We start from the raw sequence: 15,040 nt of genomic DNA, 5'->3' as shown, positions 1-15,040 counted from the left end.
GCATTTGCTTTATAGGGTTGTTACGGTCAGCCTATTGAAACACTTATCGCTGATACAGGTCTTCAACAAGCCAAGACCACAAAGCAGCAGATGCATCTTTTCTCATTTCATATTATCCTCCGCACACACGCCCCTTTTCCAACAAAATCTTTACCTTCGGCTACGCATTTAAACTTTAAATTTGAGCTGATGAAAAATGGGTTAAAGATAGCCATTGGTGCAGACCATGCCGGGTTCGATTACAAACAAGCCATCTTGGGCATGTTTGATAACATTTCTTTTAAAGATTACGGAACCTACTCTTCTGACTCTGCCGACTATCCTGACTTTGCACACCTTGTTGCCACCGCAGTTGAAAAAGGAGAAGCTGATTTTGGCATCCTGCTTTGCGGTAGCGCCAATGGCGTAGCTATGACAGCTAACAAACACCAGGGCATACGCGCTGCCTTATGCTGGAAACAGGATGTTGCCATACCCGCACGCACCCACAACAATGCGAACGTACTTTGCCTGCCTGCCAGGCACATGAGCCTTGAAGAGGTTAAGAAAACGATCGAGACCTTCCTTACCGAAGAATTTGAGGGTGGCCGCCACGCAAGGCGGGTTGACAAAATAAGCTGCTAACAAACTGACCTATTATTTAAAATAAACAATGAAAAAAGTATCATTATGGGTAGCCGGCGTTGCTATAACGGCATCGGCATGTGCACAAAACCCAACAGCGGTTAAGTACGGTAATCTAATTACCCCTGCCGATGCAAAAAAACACCTGAGCATACTGGCATCAGATGAGTATGAAGGCCGCGAGACAGGCAAACGCGGTGCCGAAATGGCTGCTAATTACATTGCAGCCGAATTTAAAAGATTAGGCCTGCAGGCTCCTGTAAAAGGCTCTTACTTTTTAGATGTTCCGCTTACGCAAAACACTGTTAATGTTAGCGCCTTAACCATCAACGGCCAAAGCTTCATGAACTGGAAGGATTTTGTTTTCCAGGGTGCTGCTGATGCCAAGGTAAATGCTACCGAAGTTGCATTTGTTGGTTTTGGTACACCGGAAGAATTAGCCGGCCTAAACCTGGCAGGCAAAGTGGTACTTTGGATAAACGAAGACAAACCTGAAGCAGGCAAACCCGCCAACACCAGTTACCGCATGACTGAAGGGCGCCGTGCTATTGTTAAAGCTATACAAGAGCAAAAGCCTGCATTGATATTGGCTGCAAATGAAGGCGTTAGCGCTGTACTTGCACGCTTTAACGGTGTAAATCCAAGTGGTGCCGGTCAGCTTTCACTTAAAAAAGGGGATGACGCGGCTGCTAAAGCTACCACTGCTCCATTATTTATTGTAACAGGGCCGGTTGCTGATGCAGCTTTAAAACCAAGTGGCAAAACGTTTGCCCAACTTAAAGAGGCTGCAGCTACTGCAAAACAATCTCAGGCTGTAAAAAGTACTGCAGATGTAACCATAAGTTCAACCAAGACAGATGTAAAAGCTGTAGACGTATTAGGCTTTATGCCGGGCAGCGATCCAAAACTTAAAGATGAGGTTTTGGTATTTTCTGCACATTATGACCATATCGGCTTAAATACCAAGCCTGGTGCTACTGATAAGGTTTACAACGGTGCTGATGACGATGGCTCAGGAACCACTGGTATCCTGGAGATCGCACGTGCTTTTTCTCAAGCTAAGAAAGACGGCAAAGGCCCGCGCCGCAGCGTTTTGTTCTTAGGCAACGTTGGTGAGGAGAAAGGCTTATTAGGTTCTGAGTATTACACAGATCATCCTGTTTTCCCGTTGGCTAACACTATTGCCGATCTAAACATTGACATGATCGGCCGTGTTGGTGAAGAATACGTTGGCAAACCGGATTCTGCTAACTACGTATATTCTATCGGCTCAAACATGCTAAGCTCTGATCTGCATAAAATTGGCGAGGCAGCTAACAACACATACACCAAAATGAAGCTGGATTACAAATATGATGATCCTAACGATCCAAACCGCTTCTACTACCGCTCAGATCATTACAACTTTGCCCGTTACAACGTGCCAATTATATTCTACTTTAACGGTGTACACGCAGATTACCACGGCCTTGGCGATGAAGTAAGTAAGATCAACTTCCCGCTATTAGCTAAACGTGCGCAACTGGCCTTTTACACCGGTTGGGAACTGGCTAACCGTGATGCCCGCCCGGTTGTTGACAAAGCCGACGCCGCAAAAGGCACAAGATAAATAGTACCTGTTTAAAACAAAAGAGCGACCCTTGGGCCGCTCTTTTTGTTTATATCCCTTATTTGTTTAACCTGTCCTTGTTGTATTTTTAACATATCATAAAACTTTTATCAGGTTTACTTACTTTCGCATACATGGCAAGCACGGCAGAAGATTTTTTGGTAGCATCAGAGCAAAAAGCCTTTGAAACAGAACACAGGCGCATTATCAATAACAACATTGATAAGTATGATGTGTCTTTCATAAAAGGCAAATCCCGCTTAGCCAACCTGGACCACTCCAAAAAGAAAGGCCACACCATCAAATGGCGGGTGATGGAAAACCTGGATAAGTTTTTACCGGAGTTTGAATCGAACTTCCAAAAACGCGGTGGTAAGGTAATATGGGCCAATGATGCCGAAGAAGCCCGCAAAGAGATCCTGGATATTATTCAAAAGGCAGGCGCAAAAACGGTTATCAAATCAAAATCTATGGCTACCGAGGAGATACACCTCAACGCGGCTTTAGAAGAACATGGTATTGAAGCCCTTGAAAGCGACCTTGGGGAATATATTGTGCAACTGCTGGGCCAGGAGCCCTACCACATGGTTACCCCTGCCATGCACTTATCTAAAGAGGACATAGCCAAACTTTTTAATGAAAAATTTGGCAGCCCTATAGATAGCACACCAGAGCAGCTTACCCAAAAAGCCCGCGAGATATTGCGCAGCAAATATTTGCAGGCAGACGTAGGCATATCAGGTGCTAATTTTTTAATTGCCGATACAGGCAGTATCGCCATCAGCGAGAACGAGGGTAATGCGCGCTTAACTACAAGCTTCCCCAAAATACACATTGCCGTTGTGGGTATCGAAAAAATGATACCATCAATTGCAGACCTGGACACTTTTTGGCCAATGCTGGCTACCCATGGTACCGGCCAAAATCTTACCGTTTATAATACCATATTGAGCGGCCCACGCCAGGCTAACGAAACCGATGGCCCGGAAGAAATGTATGTTGTTTTGCTTGATAATGGCCGCACTAATTTGCTCGCTCAAAAAGAGCAGCGGCAGGGCTTATACTGCATTCGATGTGGCGCATGTTTAAACGTTTGCCCTGTTTTCCAAAACATTGGCGGCCATACTTATGATTATACTTACGGTGGCCCAATTGGTTCGGTTATCGCCCCGCATTTAAGGGGTATGCAGGAGTTTAAGCACCTCAGCTTTGCATCGAGCCTTTGTGGTAAATGTACCGAAGTGTGCCCGGTTAAGATCGACATACACAAAATGCTGCTGCTAAACCGCCGCGATTCGGTTAAGGAAGGGCTGGCACCGGTAGTAGAAAAACTGGGCTGGCAGGCATGGACCAAAGGTATGCTTAAACGCAAACTTACCGACTTCTTTGGTGGTAAACTGAAAAACTGGATGCTTCGTACCTTCTTCAAAAAATCATGGGGACATTACAAAGAAATGCCAAAGGTTGCCGAAAAATCTTTTAGTCAGCAATGGAAAGAGGGTCAGCGCCCGCAGCAATAAGATTTTATGAGAAGAAAAGTGATCATGAATGTTGCCGTGAGCCTCGATGGGTTTATTGAAGGCCCAAACGGCGAGTACGACTGGTGTTTTAACGACCAGGATTATGGCATGGAAGCCTTTTACGCCAACACGGATACACTGTTTATTGGCCGCAAAAGCTTTGAGATCATCCGCAATGATCTGGACATGTTCCCGGTTCCCAATATCTACGTTTTTTCAGATAGCCTGGAGCCTGAAGAAAATGAAAAATTCAAGGTGATCAGTCGCGATGATTTTGATGCCAAAGTCGACGCCATTTTAAATGCTGAAGGCGGTGATATCTGGCTTTTCGGCGGCGCCGAACTGATATCCATATTTATGCAAAAGCGTTTGGTAAGCGAATTGTTAATGGCTATCCACCCTATTGTACTGGGTGAAGGTAAAGCGCTTTTCCAGGAGATCAAAAGCCGGGTACAACTCAACTTATTGGAAAGCAAGGCATACGATTCAGGCCTGTTACAAGTAAGGTATGAACTGAAGCCCTGGTTTAATCCTGAGACCCTGCCGCTGCTTTAATGCTTATCACCAAAGCCAAACTCTTTATAGGTATTTGGTTCGTCATCATGGTTGCGGAATGAGAAGATGTAGCTGGCCACCCATGATTCATAATCTGCATCTTTTCCTTTCGACGCCTCAAACTTGGTAGCACGCAGCATGTATACACCCTCGCGACTGATATTCATATAAACCCGACCTGCACCATCTGTAGCCAGTTTTTGCGGATAGATATTCCCTGATGAAGCTTTAATATACAACCAAACCGGGCCATCGTAACGCTTGCCTTTAAATGTTACGGTTGCGGTAAGGTCTTCACCGTAATTAAGCTTGTATGGGTTTTGTTTTAATACTATCTCAAAATCATCGCCTATTACCTTACTATGCTCACTACCGCCTGCATCACCAACGGTAAGCAGGGTTTTAATATAACGGTTATACTTTTCAGTAAAATTTAAAGCGTTGCTGTTTTTAAGCTTATCAGCAATATCATCATAACCTTGTTCGGTTAAAAATGCCAGAAAGTCTTCTCGTGGTATCTCGTTAAGCTCGTTATTATTTAAAGCAATAAGCACGGGGCCGTTATTCTCAACTTTATACTTCAACAAAGGCTTGCTGTTATCTTTTGTCACTTTGGTAAGGTCAGTAACCTTTTTGCCTTCATATATAGCAAATTTGGTAGTTTGTTTTGCCGTGTAGGGGACTTCACTTTCGCCGGCCAGGTTTTCACCTAACACCAGGTGCAAATTTATAGTGTCGCCTTTTTTAAGAAAGAAATGCTCTGGCACCAGAAAATGATCAGGCACAAAGCTTACCAGTGCAATAAGGGCAAAAAATAAAAGGGACCTAACGTACAGTTGCTTCATAGCGAAATAGTGAATTGTTCAAACATACAAAGTTTTAAAAACTTCTTAGCTTTACGTAATGATTTTTGACCGGAAAAATATAGATAACGACGGACTAATAACGTTTTACAAGAAACTGTTATTGCCCCGGCTGGTTGAAGAGAAAATGCTGATACTGCTTCGCCAAGGCCGTATTGGCAAATGGTTTTCGGGTATCGGTCAGGAAGCTATCTCCGTTGGCGCCACGCTTGCGCTTGATGCTGACGAGTATATTTTGCCTATGCACCGTAACCTGGGTGTATTTACATCGCGCAATATCCCAATATCGCGCCTGATGGCGCAATGGCAGGGTAAGGCATCAGGTTTTACAAAAGGCCGCGACCGCTCTTTCCATTTTGGCACGCAGGAACATAAGATCATTGGCATGATATCGCACCTTGGCCCGCAAATGGCTCTGGCCGATGGTATTGCACTTGCCCATAAATTAAAAAAAGAGAAAAAGGTCACGCTTGTTTTTACAGGCGAAGGGGCAACCAGCGAAGGCGATTTTCACGAGGCGCTGAACATTGCCGCCGTGTGGGATTTACCGGTTATATTCCTGATAGAGAATAACGGCTACGGGCTATCTACCCCAACAAACGAACAGTACCGTTGCGCAACTTTGGCCGATAGGGCTGTAGGCTATGGCATAGAGGGCCGCCGCATTGATGGCAACAACGTATTGGAAGTTTATCAAACCATTAGTGAACTGGCGCGTGAGATAAGGGAGAATCCCCGCCCGGTACTCATCGAATGCATGACATTCCGTATGCGCGGGCACGAGGAAGCATCAGGTGTAAAATACGTACCACCACACTTAATCGAACAATGGAAGCAGAAAGATCCATTGGATTGCTTTGAAAAATTCCTGCTGGATGAACAGGTGTTAAGGCCCGAGTGGGTACCATATCTTAGAAATGAATTTACATCGCTCATAGATACCGAAATTGAAAAGGTATTTAACGAGCCTGATATTATACCCCACGTGCAAACAGAAGAGCAGGCAATGTACCGGCTGTTTAATACACCACGGCACGTACCGTCAGAAACAAGCAAGGATAAACGCTATATTGATGCCATATCTGATGCTTTGCGTTTTAGTATGCAAGCTCACCAAAACCTGGTGATAATGGGTCAGGATATAGCCGAGTATGGCGGGGCCTTTAAGATAACACAGGGTTTTGTTGACGAATTTGGCAAAGACCGCGTGCGCAACACTCCTATTTGCGAATCGGGCGTTGTTGGTACGGCGATGGGGTTGGCTATTAATGGTTATAAATCGGTGGTGGAGATGCAGTTTGCCGATTTTGTGAGCTGCGGCTTTAACCAGATAGTAAATAACCTTGCCAAAACCTATTACCGGTGGGGCCAAACCGTTGATACAGTGATAAGGATGCCAACGGGGGCGGGTAGCGGTGCAGGCCCTTTCCACTCCCAAAGCAACGAGGCCTGGTTCACTAAAACGCCGGGATTAAAGGTAGTTTACCCGGCCTTTCCTGATGATGCCAAAGGTTTATTGATGGCCGCTATTAACGACCCTAACCCGGTAATGTATTTTGAACATAAGGCCCTTTACCGCAGCATTAGCGGCAACGTGCCGGACGACGATTATTTTGTGGAAATAGGCAAAGCCCGTGTTATACGAGAAGGAACCAAGGCAAGCATCATCACGTATGGCTTGGGTGTACATTGGGCAATTGAGTATGTCGATAACCACCCCGATCAATCTATCGAGATCATTGATCTTCGCAGCTTGCAGCCATGGGACAAAGCAGCAGTAGAAAAAACCGTTAAGAAAACCTCTAAGGTGATGGTATTGCATGAAGATACGCTAACCAGCGGCTTTGGCGGTGAAATTGCCGCTTACATTGGCGAACATTTATTTAAATATCTTGATGCACCGGTAATGCGATGCGCCAGCCTTGATACAGCTATACCAATGAACAAAGCATTGGAAGACCAGTTTCTGGCTAAAGCGAGATTGGAAGAGATGATGGAAAAGCTAATTAAGTTTTAGCCTATCCCCAACTTATCTAAATAACCATTCAGCTCGCTATCCCCCATTCCATAAATAGGTTCGGCTTTCCAAAATTGCTGGTGAATAGATGGGCGGTCTTTAATACCACGATTATATATCTCCAATAATTTCTGCTCAATATAATTATGCCCGTTTGCGTCGGTGTGCAAGCGTTTGAGATGGGCATTCAGCGCTGCTTGCAGCGAATGCAGGTTACCCCAGAAACGTTCTGCTGCCAGCCAGTTTTGTAACAGGGTGGCATCTCTGGCAATATAAACATCCCAGGCTTCGGTGGCGAGTTCAAAATCGTAAGCGCTTAGCTGCACGCGGATAGTATCGTACAGGTATTCCATCTCGTCGCCAGTCAGTTCGCCCATGCCGCGAAAGTCGTGTTTGTTAGGAAAGCTGTCCGGGCATATCAGGTAAATGCTCCGCTCGTTAAGATCAGTATGTTGCGAAAGCATCATCATAACACCCAGCATATTTACCTGGCAATGGAGGTCAAACTCAAACCAAAGATCTATTTCCTCATAATCGGCACTTAGTTTAGACAATGGTTCAATTACTTTTTGTTGATAGTCTTCAGCAGTTTCGCCGAAATTCTCACCTATCCAAGTCGCTCGGTTGTTCCAAAAACCAGCAGAATTGATGTTCTCCAACAATGGCCCTTCCGATAGAACTTCGCGCCAAACCAGTACGTCACCATCAATACCGGTGCGCTCAAAACCATGCAGGGTGGCATCGCCGTTTAGAATGTGCAGAATGTTGCTCATGATTTTTAGATAGGTAACGGCATTTGCTTAACTTAATGTATTGCTAACATCGTATCTTTTCCATTTGTTTAATTTAAACATTACTGATAAATAGCCTTTACATGAACCTGATAGCCAAAATTATTCTTGCTTCATTGAACAATACTTTTTTAAAACTGGAAATCATAATTTAATGATGTAAGTATTTTGTTTCCTTAAAACAAAGGCGACTAATTTTTCATACTTTTTAACATATCAGCGAGGGCCTTGAGTGAATCCACAAGTTCTTTCGAATTCAGTAGTTTAATGTTTTCACTTTTATCATTTTTCAAAATTGGTTGAGTGTATAAATTTTCGATTGATTTCAAAAGCATCTCTTGTTTTGAAGATTTTGCTTTCTTGTCACTCGCGTCATTTTCCGATAACATCTGGGAATAGGATGTCAACGTCATAGCGATAGCCGATTTAAACGCATATTCTTCTTGTAAATTTCGCTCCTTACCGTATTGTGAAAAAACAAACCCTACTAAAATCCATGCTGGTGCTGTCTTGACTACGTTGACAAGTAGATTAATCCATTCATTTCCTAAATGGGCACTTAGTTTTGTAAAAACGACGACTACCCAAATTAATGCAATTAAGACACTAATTGGCACCGCCCATCGCCAAAAAAACTTTATCCCTTTTTGTAATTCTGACTTTCTGCTATCAAATTTATATCCTAATGACCCATCTGCTGCCAAACCAATTAATTTACTAATGGTTTCTTTTTGATTGGTTATATATTCATTTCCCTCTTTAGCGGTTTTGAGATTCTCAATTGCATCATCTAAGTTTTGGGTTAATTGATCACTTAAATCTTTGTTCTGCTTTTTTATATTTTCAAAGGCATCTTGGTAATTTGATATGTCAGATTCGACATCATTGACTTTGCTTTTAATGGTTCCTACAAATCCAGAAATTTCTCTCTCTTTGCTTGTTGCGCTTGTTAATAAAGTAGTAATAGAACTTGAATCTAAATTCGCAGTTTCCCTAAAACCTGTTATCTCATTACTCTGTGTATTTTTCTCTTCATAGATCGACGTTAACTCATTTAGTCGATCATTAATCTGCTTTTTTAAAGATTCAAAAGCTTGTAGGTTTTCACTTAGACTTTTTTGGACGAGTATTAGTTCTTCCTGTGCCTCATTTAGCTTTTCAACATCAACATTATGTTGTTTTACGACAGATTTATTCCAAAAGCCTTGCCTTATTTGATAATAAATAAATCTTTTTAAGATTTCGGCTGCATAATTTCGATTGACAAAATTTTGGAGATAGCTATTAAAATTTGGGTAATTAATGACAACGGTAACCAAGAAGAGAAATAAGATTTACTAACAGCTTAAATCTATTTTATAGTCATCTCTGCTGTATTTAATTGCTCAACTATTATTTTAATTTCTGTGTTTAATTCTGGCTTTAATAAAACCACCCCATTAAAGATTTCCTGTTGTGTTTTATTAAAATCCAATCCTGAGGCTATTGTGAACTTAACAACCTTTGAATTATTCGAGGTAATTTTGTGCTTTGTACTTTTGAAGGCTTTCTTGATGATGTCTAATGGTAGCATAGCTTTATATTTATAAAGCAAAAATACTAAAACACTTAACATTCAAAGTTTTAAAACCGGAATTTCTCTTAATTCGCTCCTATGTGATTTCTTGCTCATTAAAGCATAATATATAATCTCTCCTACGAATTGAGACGGAGTTATATTAGAAGACACAACCATAAATCCTTGCCCCGACGCGTTTTCTAACGCTGCTATAAATCTTCCGTTAGATGTTTCCTCTATCACTAAAAATTCAGATTTATATTCACTCATAAGAATCAGAGGGGATTTGCGATAACTGTATACAGTAAATAACCAACTATAAAAAGCACAAAACATATTGGTATCCCGATTAGTAAAATCAGCCAACCTTGCATAATTCGCGTTCGCAAAGATTTACTTAAAATCATCAATAATGCGATTACAACTACTCCAACTATCAGCCACAGACGCAGACTACTATCCATTGTCTTACTCTTTATTGCATTAAGCAAAATGGAGAAGAGAACAATGCCAAGCAAGGCTAATCCACTTATAAGATAAAAGCCCATTGCCGCATTCTTCACATCATCTTTGATGCCTTTTTTAAAACTCTGATATGGGTCTTGGTTCATAATAAATGATAATTAATACAATTATATAGCATTTATGCTATATATCCAAAAACAGGTATGTGGAGATTTGCTTAGATGGCAAAAACCCATATAGTTGAACCACTGGCTATAGAAATGTTGGCTACAAATGTGCGTAAGTACAGACTTAAAGCTAATATCAGTCAGACGGTACTCGCTGATTTAGTGGGCGTGAGCTACAGCCAGATTGCGCGGATAGAATTAGCTGAAATAAACACTTCAGTAAGCATGATTTATTTGATAGCAAAGGCACTGGAAATTGAACCAAGCAAACTTTTAGAAAAGTAACATTATGCAGTTAAATGAAGTTAGCATTTCTTCTCAAGAAAAAACTGAACCGTTTTATTCCTTGGCTACCACAGATTTTGAATCCTATGGGATACCTGCACCTGAAAAGGGGTTTAGAGGAGGCACAAATGATGATGTTTTACTCTATTTTGATAACGCCGAACAAATGGAAAAGTATATTGAACAACTCCATGCCTTGCGAAACTTGCAAAATGCTCTCGAACCTAAAACAGTCAAGTTGAAAAAAATAATTGATAGCATAGGTTATGCGCTGCCGCTCATTAGGCTGAAAGAGGTTTTCTTAGTAAAGAAATTCCGGGAGGTAGATTCTAACATATCTTATGTTTTTAAAAACGATACATTGATTATTTCAGATACGCCATATTCCCAATATCGAATTATCGAATTGGAGCATAAATTCTTCCTGGAATCTCAGTTAGATAACGCACCACTATTGATAACTGAGGAAAACGGAGTTTACCTATTGACCGATGCAAATAATCGAATTAGAGCAAGTCTTCGAGAGGAATAGGTGCTAATCGATATGTAAGAGCAATATTCATTTTCCAAAAATTGTCTATTTGTTGGTAAAAAGTTTTGGCATCATGTATGTTCCCAAGCTTCGAAAATTCAACTAAATCGTTGTAACTAATTAACGACGCGCCATAACCATCATTGCTTTTGACGTTGTACTTGACCACAGCTTTCTTTAAATCTTTGATTAAAGTATTATAAAGTTTCTTTTGTTTTAAGAATGCTTTACTATCTAAAGTTACCTCAGGATGTATTTCTTTGAATTTCATATTTGTTAAAAATATGATACAAAAGATTTTAAGTAAAGCCCAAAAATCAAATCAAAAACATTAAGTTGCACAAGCGTTGTAGTGGCTAAAAGCGATTATTCAATCTGAATAAATATTTGCTTACTATTCCCGCAATCACTGTGCGGGTCATAAACTAAAATTTCGCCGCTTTCTTCTGGATGTCGTTTATCGTAGTGAAAATCAAATGTCAACACGTCATTACGTTTCATATAATCGTAAACTAAGTCCATAAAATACCCGTGCTCTAACTCTCTCAGAGAGACCGTTTCGATATCTTTCATACTTAAATAGCTAAACCTATACCCATTAATTGTTTAACGCGAATTATCACTTTAGAGCACCCGTTTATAAATTCATCGAACTTGCTGCCTACATTTTTAAGCCGACTATTATAGCGATAGGCACTTTCTGCTAAATATCTACTCAGATGCCGTTTTGAAACCCAATGATGTCTTCCTTTAATCATACGCTTTAAGATAGTCCAGTATCCTTCCAGAGTATTTGTGTGAATGTCGCCTTTAACGTATTGACGGCTTTTGTGATTGACAACAAGCCTGTTGTAATGATGAATTACATCGTTGTATCCACGCCATTCATCGGTCATTATCGTTGAGCCGGGGAGTACCGTTTTGTAGATTGCTTTCGTTAGCGTTGATTTTTGACGATTGTCAACTATAAAAGTTTTAACAAACCCGGTACCGCGTTCCATTAAACCGAGAACGGTTGTTTTGTCTTGAAACTCTCGGTCTTCATTATCCTTTATAACCTTTGTTTTTTTATGGTGATGTCGGTTCCCGTTCTTTCCTCCGATATAGGCTTCATCAATCTCAACAACTCCTTCCAACGTTGTGTCGTGAGGTATTTTAGCTAAGACAGTTCTGATTTTTTGAAGAAGTATCCATGCTGTTTTCTGACATATGTGGTAGTTCTTCGAGAATTGTATGCTACTAATACCCTTATCATACATCACGTGATACATAGCAATGAACCATAATTTTAAGGGCAACTTGGAATGTTCAAATATTGTCCGCGTTTTTGCAGTATAGATTCTATAACAGGATTTGCATTTATATCTCACCCCGTCCTTAAATACATAAGCTTCTTCTCCATCACACATAACGTGCGGGCATAACATCAAACCGTTCCATCGTTTTTCAGCGATATATTGGTGGCAGGTTTTTTCATCTTTGAAGTATTCTATTAGGCTGTATAACCCGGTAAACTCAGTAAAAGTGCTCATGCTTTAGATTCATCCTTCCATTCCCATTCAGTAAGCCCCCAATAAGTCAGCTTCCTATTACCTGTCGGCTTATAGTTCTTGATAGTACCTAATTGTTTAAGTTGAGTCAGAGCAGGAGATATACTTGCTGAGAAATTGACATCTTCAATTTTTATTTTTTCCAATATTTCCCCCAATCTTACAAACCGACCGAGTTCAGTTATCGCGCTAAGTACGCGGGTTTGTAAATTTTCCCCGGAATTGCGAACTCGCCGTGTAACTGGTGATAATTCGTCTAAAGTTATCGTACCTCTTTCATATTTCCTTTTGGCTTTAGAATGTTGTAGGGTTTCGGTATCAGGTCTTATGTCCTCAATGAGCTTAAGGATTTCGTAGTAAGGTCTGACGTCAGAATGTAGGCGGAACAGCGCCTCTTTGACTTTTGTTATAATTTTTTGTTTCATGCGTAAAATTTGGTCGCATAAAACACTTTAAAGTGGATTTGTTTTACACTTTTTTCAAATTCTACTTCTATGAAATTTGATGTATCAAACCCACTCACTGTCAGTAAGTTTGATATATCAAATGGCAAAAAAATTAATTATAAATAACTGACCGAGCAAAAGCCTAACAATACAAGGTGCAATCTGGTGAATTAGAAAACCATTGATTTCAGTTACGAGAGCACTAAAGGTTTTATTTTAAAATATTTTCAATTTTAATGAATAAATTACTTAGCACCGGAATAGCTTGTATTTCTTGAGCGGTCATTATTTCAACCATTCTCATAGCAAATTCCGGTTTCTTATATGAAGTTTTGTGATGTTTAATGTATTTCAGTGTCTCGTCCTTGAATCCTTTAGAAATTTTTTGATAGTCAACTCTTATCTTTTCAATGTCTCGTAAAGTCCATTTACGCTTTGTAGGTTTAGGGTATAAATAATTAAAAACATCTCTAATTCTTCTGTCAGGGTATAAATCTTCAAACTCTTGCACGCCTGCAAAAAATACTTGATTGTTTAAAAAGTCAGCATCAAATCCAAGCTCATTTAACTTGGCAACCGTAACAGATGCACCACATTCTGCATTTTGTGTGTCAGTGTCTAATAGCATAACTGTGCAATGCTTTTTGTTATTTCTCAGTAGCTTTAAAAAATTGTACCAAGCTCCATTAGTCTGAAGGTTTATCAATACAATACCATCTTCAGATAAAGTCCGGTTATATAGCTTTTTATAAATTTTACCTATACTGGCTTCTTCACTGTCGCCTTCAACAATCAAAAAGCATTTTTCATAAAAGATACTGCTGTTTTTAATTCCTCCAATAATTGCTATTTGATTTAAAAAAGCTTTAATGTCTGCATCTCCGTTCGTTTGAAGAAATTGCACCGTTGATATTCCTTCAGTTTGTATTATGTGATTTATAGCATGGGAAGGTGCTCTGTCAATCATTGTTAAAGAGTGAGTAGCAATAACTGCTTGCACATTTGAGTGGACGTTATTCACCACTTCTGAAATTGCATAAAACATCTTCCGTTGCGCCTCATAATGGAGATTCAAATCTGGTTCGTCATATGCTCTTATAACAGGGCGATTCTGTTGATTGTTAATTTGAATTTCTTTATCCCACTCCAATATAGAAAGGAATAACCTTTTTTTTGACCCCTCGCCTTTTTGGTCAACCAATTTAAAGCCTTGACCTTCGTCAAGTTCAAGACCTTGAAAACTTAAACCTTGAGTAAAGTCGATATCTATCCTACCTTGGATTTTTTTTATCTTAGAATTATATTTCTGAATTTTAGATAATAGATTTTGTTCAATGCTTGAATTCAACTTTTGAAGTAAGCCTCCCCTGATATTTCGAATTGCAGATGATTTCAGTTCATTATTTTCATCGTAAAATCTACTTCTAATTATATTCTCAAGTGTCTTTTTAACTAACAATTGCGGATTACCATAATCGTGGCTTCCATAGTACTGGAAGTAGGGTAAAAATTGACTAATTGTGTTAAAGTTGACTTCGACTTCAGATATTTTTTTTGGCAATTCCTCCCACTTTCCATCAAGATAAGCCTTCACTTCTGCCCTTCGTTCTTCTTGATTTGCTTTTGATGGCAAACCGAGTCGATTTAGTAAATCACGCGTTTCATTAGCATTTAGGGATAGATAATTCTCTAATTCATCATCTTCGAGTACTTTCTTATTAGAATAGCAACGAAAAGCCTGAGCTTTTGTATATACTTTTTTAAACTCTACAAATTCATCTATAATAAAAGGTTTTAAAACTTCCGAAGCGTCATTAACGTCGATTTTAAACTTTCCCGAAAGGGTAAATGTCTCAGAAATTACGTCACCTAAATTGTAAAAATCATCATCCTGCTGATTGAATTTACTTAAAAATAGATTTAGTCCTTTGAGTACAGTTGATTTGCCACTATCATTTTCCCCTATTAAGACAGTTAAATTGTGAAATGGTATAATCGTGGGATTAAAAAAACACCTATACCCTTCCAAGGAAAATTCTTCCAGTATCATTTTAATCT

General features: G+C 40.0%; 17 protein-coding genes. 7 read left to right on the top strand and 10 right to left on the bottom strand.

The window, feature by feature from the left end; translation table 11 throughout:
* Positions 1-189 precede the first annotated feature (189 nt).
* The 4 genes from rpiB to INP83_RS05105 all read left to right on the top strand — a co-directional run bounded on the left by rpiB (position 190) and on the right by INP83_RS05105 (position 4,308).
* Positions 190-624, top strand: a complete 435-nt coding sequence (gene rpiB / locus INP83_RS05120) for a ribose 5-phosphate isomerase B (protein ID WP_146269219.1) — start codon at positions 190-192, stop codon at positions 622-624.
* A 28-nt stretch (positions 625-652) separates the two neighbouring features.
* Positions 653-2,233, top strand: coding sequence for a M28 family peptidase (locus INP83_RS05115; protein WP_219126560.1), 1,581 nt, complete (start codon positions 653-655; stop codon positions 2,231-2,233).
* 134 nt (positions 2,234-2,367) lie between these two features.
* On the top strand, positions 2,368-3,753 hold the full coding sequence (locus tag INP83_RS05110; RefSeq protein ID WP_219126559.1) for a LutB/LldF family L-lactate oxidation iron-sulfur protein: 1,386 nt from the start codon (positions 2,368-2,370) through the stop codon (positions 3,751-3,753).
* Positions 3,754-3,759: 6 nt separating this feature from the next.
* The gene (locus INP83_RS05105; protein ID WP_219126558.1) at positions 3,760-4,308 is read left to right on the top strand and encodes a dihydrofolate reductase family protein; all 549 of its coding nucleotides are present in this window, start codon (positions 3,760-3,762) and stop codon (positions 4,306-4,308) included.
* Here INP83_RS05105 and INP83_RS05100 read toward each other — a convergent pair.
* The gene (locus tag INP83_RS05100; RefSeq protein ID WP_219126557.1) at positions 4,305-5,153 is read right to left on the bottom strand and encodes a DUF4198 domain-containing protein; all 849 of its coding nucleotides are present in this window, start codon (positions 5,151-5,153) and stop codon (positions 4,305-4,307) included. The two genes, INP83_RS05105 and INP83_RS05100, sit on opposite strands and share 4 nt — an antisense overlap.
* Before the next feature lie 58 nt (positions 5,154-5,211).
* Here INP83_RS05100 and INP83_RS05095 point away from each other — a divergent pair, with 58 nt between their 5' ends.
* On the top strand, positions 5,212-7,188 hold the full coding sequence (locus INP83_RS05095) for a thiamine pyrophosphate-dependent enzyme (RefSeq protein ID WP_219126556.1): 1,977 nt from the start codon (positions 5,212-5,214) through the stop codon (positions 7,186-7,188).
* On the opposite strand, the gene INP83_RS05090 is transcribed toward INP83_RS05095, so the two are convergent.
* From INP83_RS05090 to INP83_RS05075, 4 genes are all read right to left on the bottom strand, one after another.
* Complete coding sequence (locus INP83_RS05090) at positions 7,185-7,961, bottom strand: DUF1835 domain-containing protein (RefSeq protein ID WP_219126555.1); 777 nt, start codon at positions 7,959-7,961, stop codon at positions 7,185-7,187. The genes INP83_RS05095 and INP83_RS05090 overlap by 4 nt on opposite strands.
* Before the next feature lie 209 nt (positions 7,962-8,170).
* On the bottom strand, positions 8,171-9,298 hold the full coding sequence (locus INP83_RS05085) for a hypothetical protein (protein ID WP_219126554.1): 1,128 nt from the start codon (positions 9,296-9,298) through the stop codon (positions 8,171-8,173).
* A gap of 32 nt (positions 9,299-9,330) precedes the next feature.
* Positions 9,331-9,594 carry a hypothetical protein gene (locus INP83_RS05080; RefSeq protein WP_219126553.1) on the bottom strand — a complete coding sequence of 88 codons (264 nt, stop codon included), beginning with the start codon at positions 9,592-9,594 and terminating at the stop codon, positions 9,331-9,333.
* A 218-nt stretch (positions 9,595-9,812) separates the two neighbouring features.
* Positions 9,813-10,148: a hypothetical protein gene (locus tag INP83_RS05075; RefSeq protein ID WP_219126552.1), complete on the bottom strand. Its 336-nt coding sequence runs from the start codon at positions 10,146-10,148 to the stop codon at positions 9,813-9,815.
* 75 nt (positions 10,149-10,223) lie between these two features.
* On the opposite strand from INP83_RS05075, the gene INP83_RS05070 reads away from it, so the two are divergent.
* Complete coding sequence (locus tag INP83_RS05070; protein WP_219126551.1) at positions 10,224-10,454, top strand: helix-turn-helix domain-containing protein; 231 nt, start codon at positions 10,224-10,226, stop codon at positions 10,452-10,454.
* 4 nt (positions 10,455-10,458) lie between these two features.
* Complete coding sequence (locus INP83_RS05065; RefSeq protein ID WP_219126550.1) at positions 10,459-10,986, top strand: hypothetical protein; 528 nt, start codon at positions 10,459-10,461, stop codon at positions 10,984-10,986.
* Here INP83_RS05065 and INP83_RS05060 read toward each other — a convergent pair.
* The 5 genes from INP83_RS05060 to INP83_RS05040 form a co-directional block, all read right to left on the bottom strand.
* Positions 10,961-11,257: a hypothetical protein gene (locus INP83_RS05060; protein WP_219126549.1), complete on the bottom strand. Its 297-nt coding sequence runs from the start codon at positions 11,255-11,257 to the stop codon at positions 10,961-10,963. The two genes, INP83_RS05065 and INP83_RS05060, sit on opposite strands and share 26 nt — an antisense overlap.
* A gap of 95 nt (positions 11,258-11,352) precedes the next feature.
* Entirely contained in the window at positions 11,353-11,559 is a 207-nt protein-coding gene (locus INP83_RS05055; protein ID WP_219126548.1) for a hypothetical protein, read from the bottom strand.
* A gap of 2 nt (positions 11,560-11,561) precedes the next feature.
* Positions 11,562-12,518, bottom strand: a complete 957-nt coding sequence (locus tag INP83_RS05050) for an IS1595 family transposase (protein WP_219126547.1) — start codon at positions 12,516-12,518, stop codon at positions 11,562-11,564.
* A complete protein-coding gene (locus INP83_RS05045; RefSeq protein ID WP_219126546.1) occupies positions 12,515-12,961 on the bottom strand; it encodes a hypothetical protein in 447 nt (148 codons plus the stop codon). Before INP83_RS05045 ends, INP83_RS05050 begins: the two co-directional genes overlap by 4 nt.
* Positions 12,962-13,193: 232 nt before the next feature.
* Complete coding sequence (locus INP83_RS05040; protein ID WP_219126545.1) at positions 13,194-15,032, bottom strand: AAA family ATPase; 1,839 nt, start codon at positions 15,030-15,032, stop codon at positions 13,194-13,196.
* Positions 15,033-15,040: the final 8 nt, after the last annotated feature.

Origin of the sequence: Mucilaginibacter sp. 21P (assembly GCF_019331605.1) — a bacterium.
Classification (GTDB): domain Bacteria; phylum Bacteroidota; class Bacteroidia; order Sphingobacteriales; family Sphingobacteriaceae; genus Mucilaginibacter; species Mucilaginibacter achroorhodeus.
Note: the sequence above shows the minus strand (reverse complement) of the source record. Positions and strands in the feature narration are given on the sequence as shown.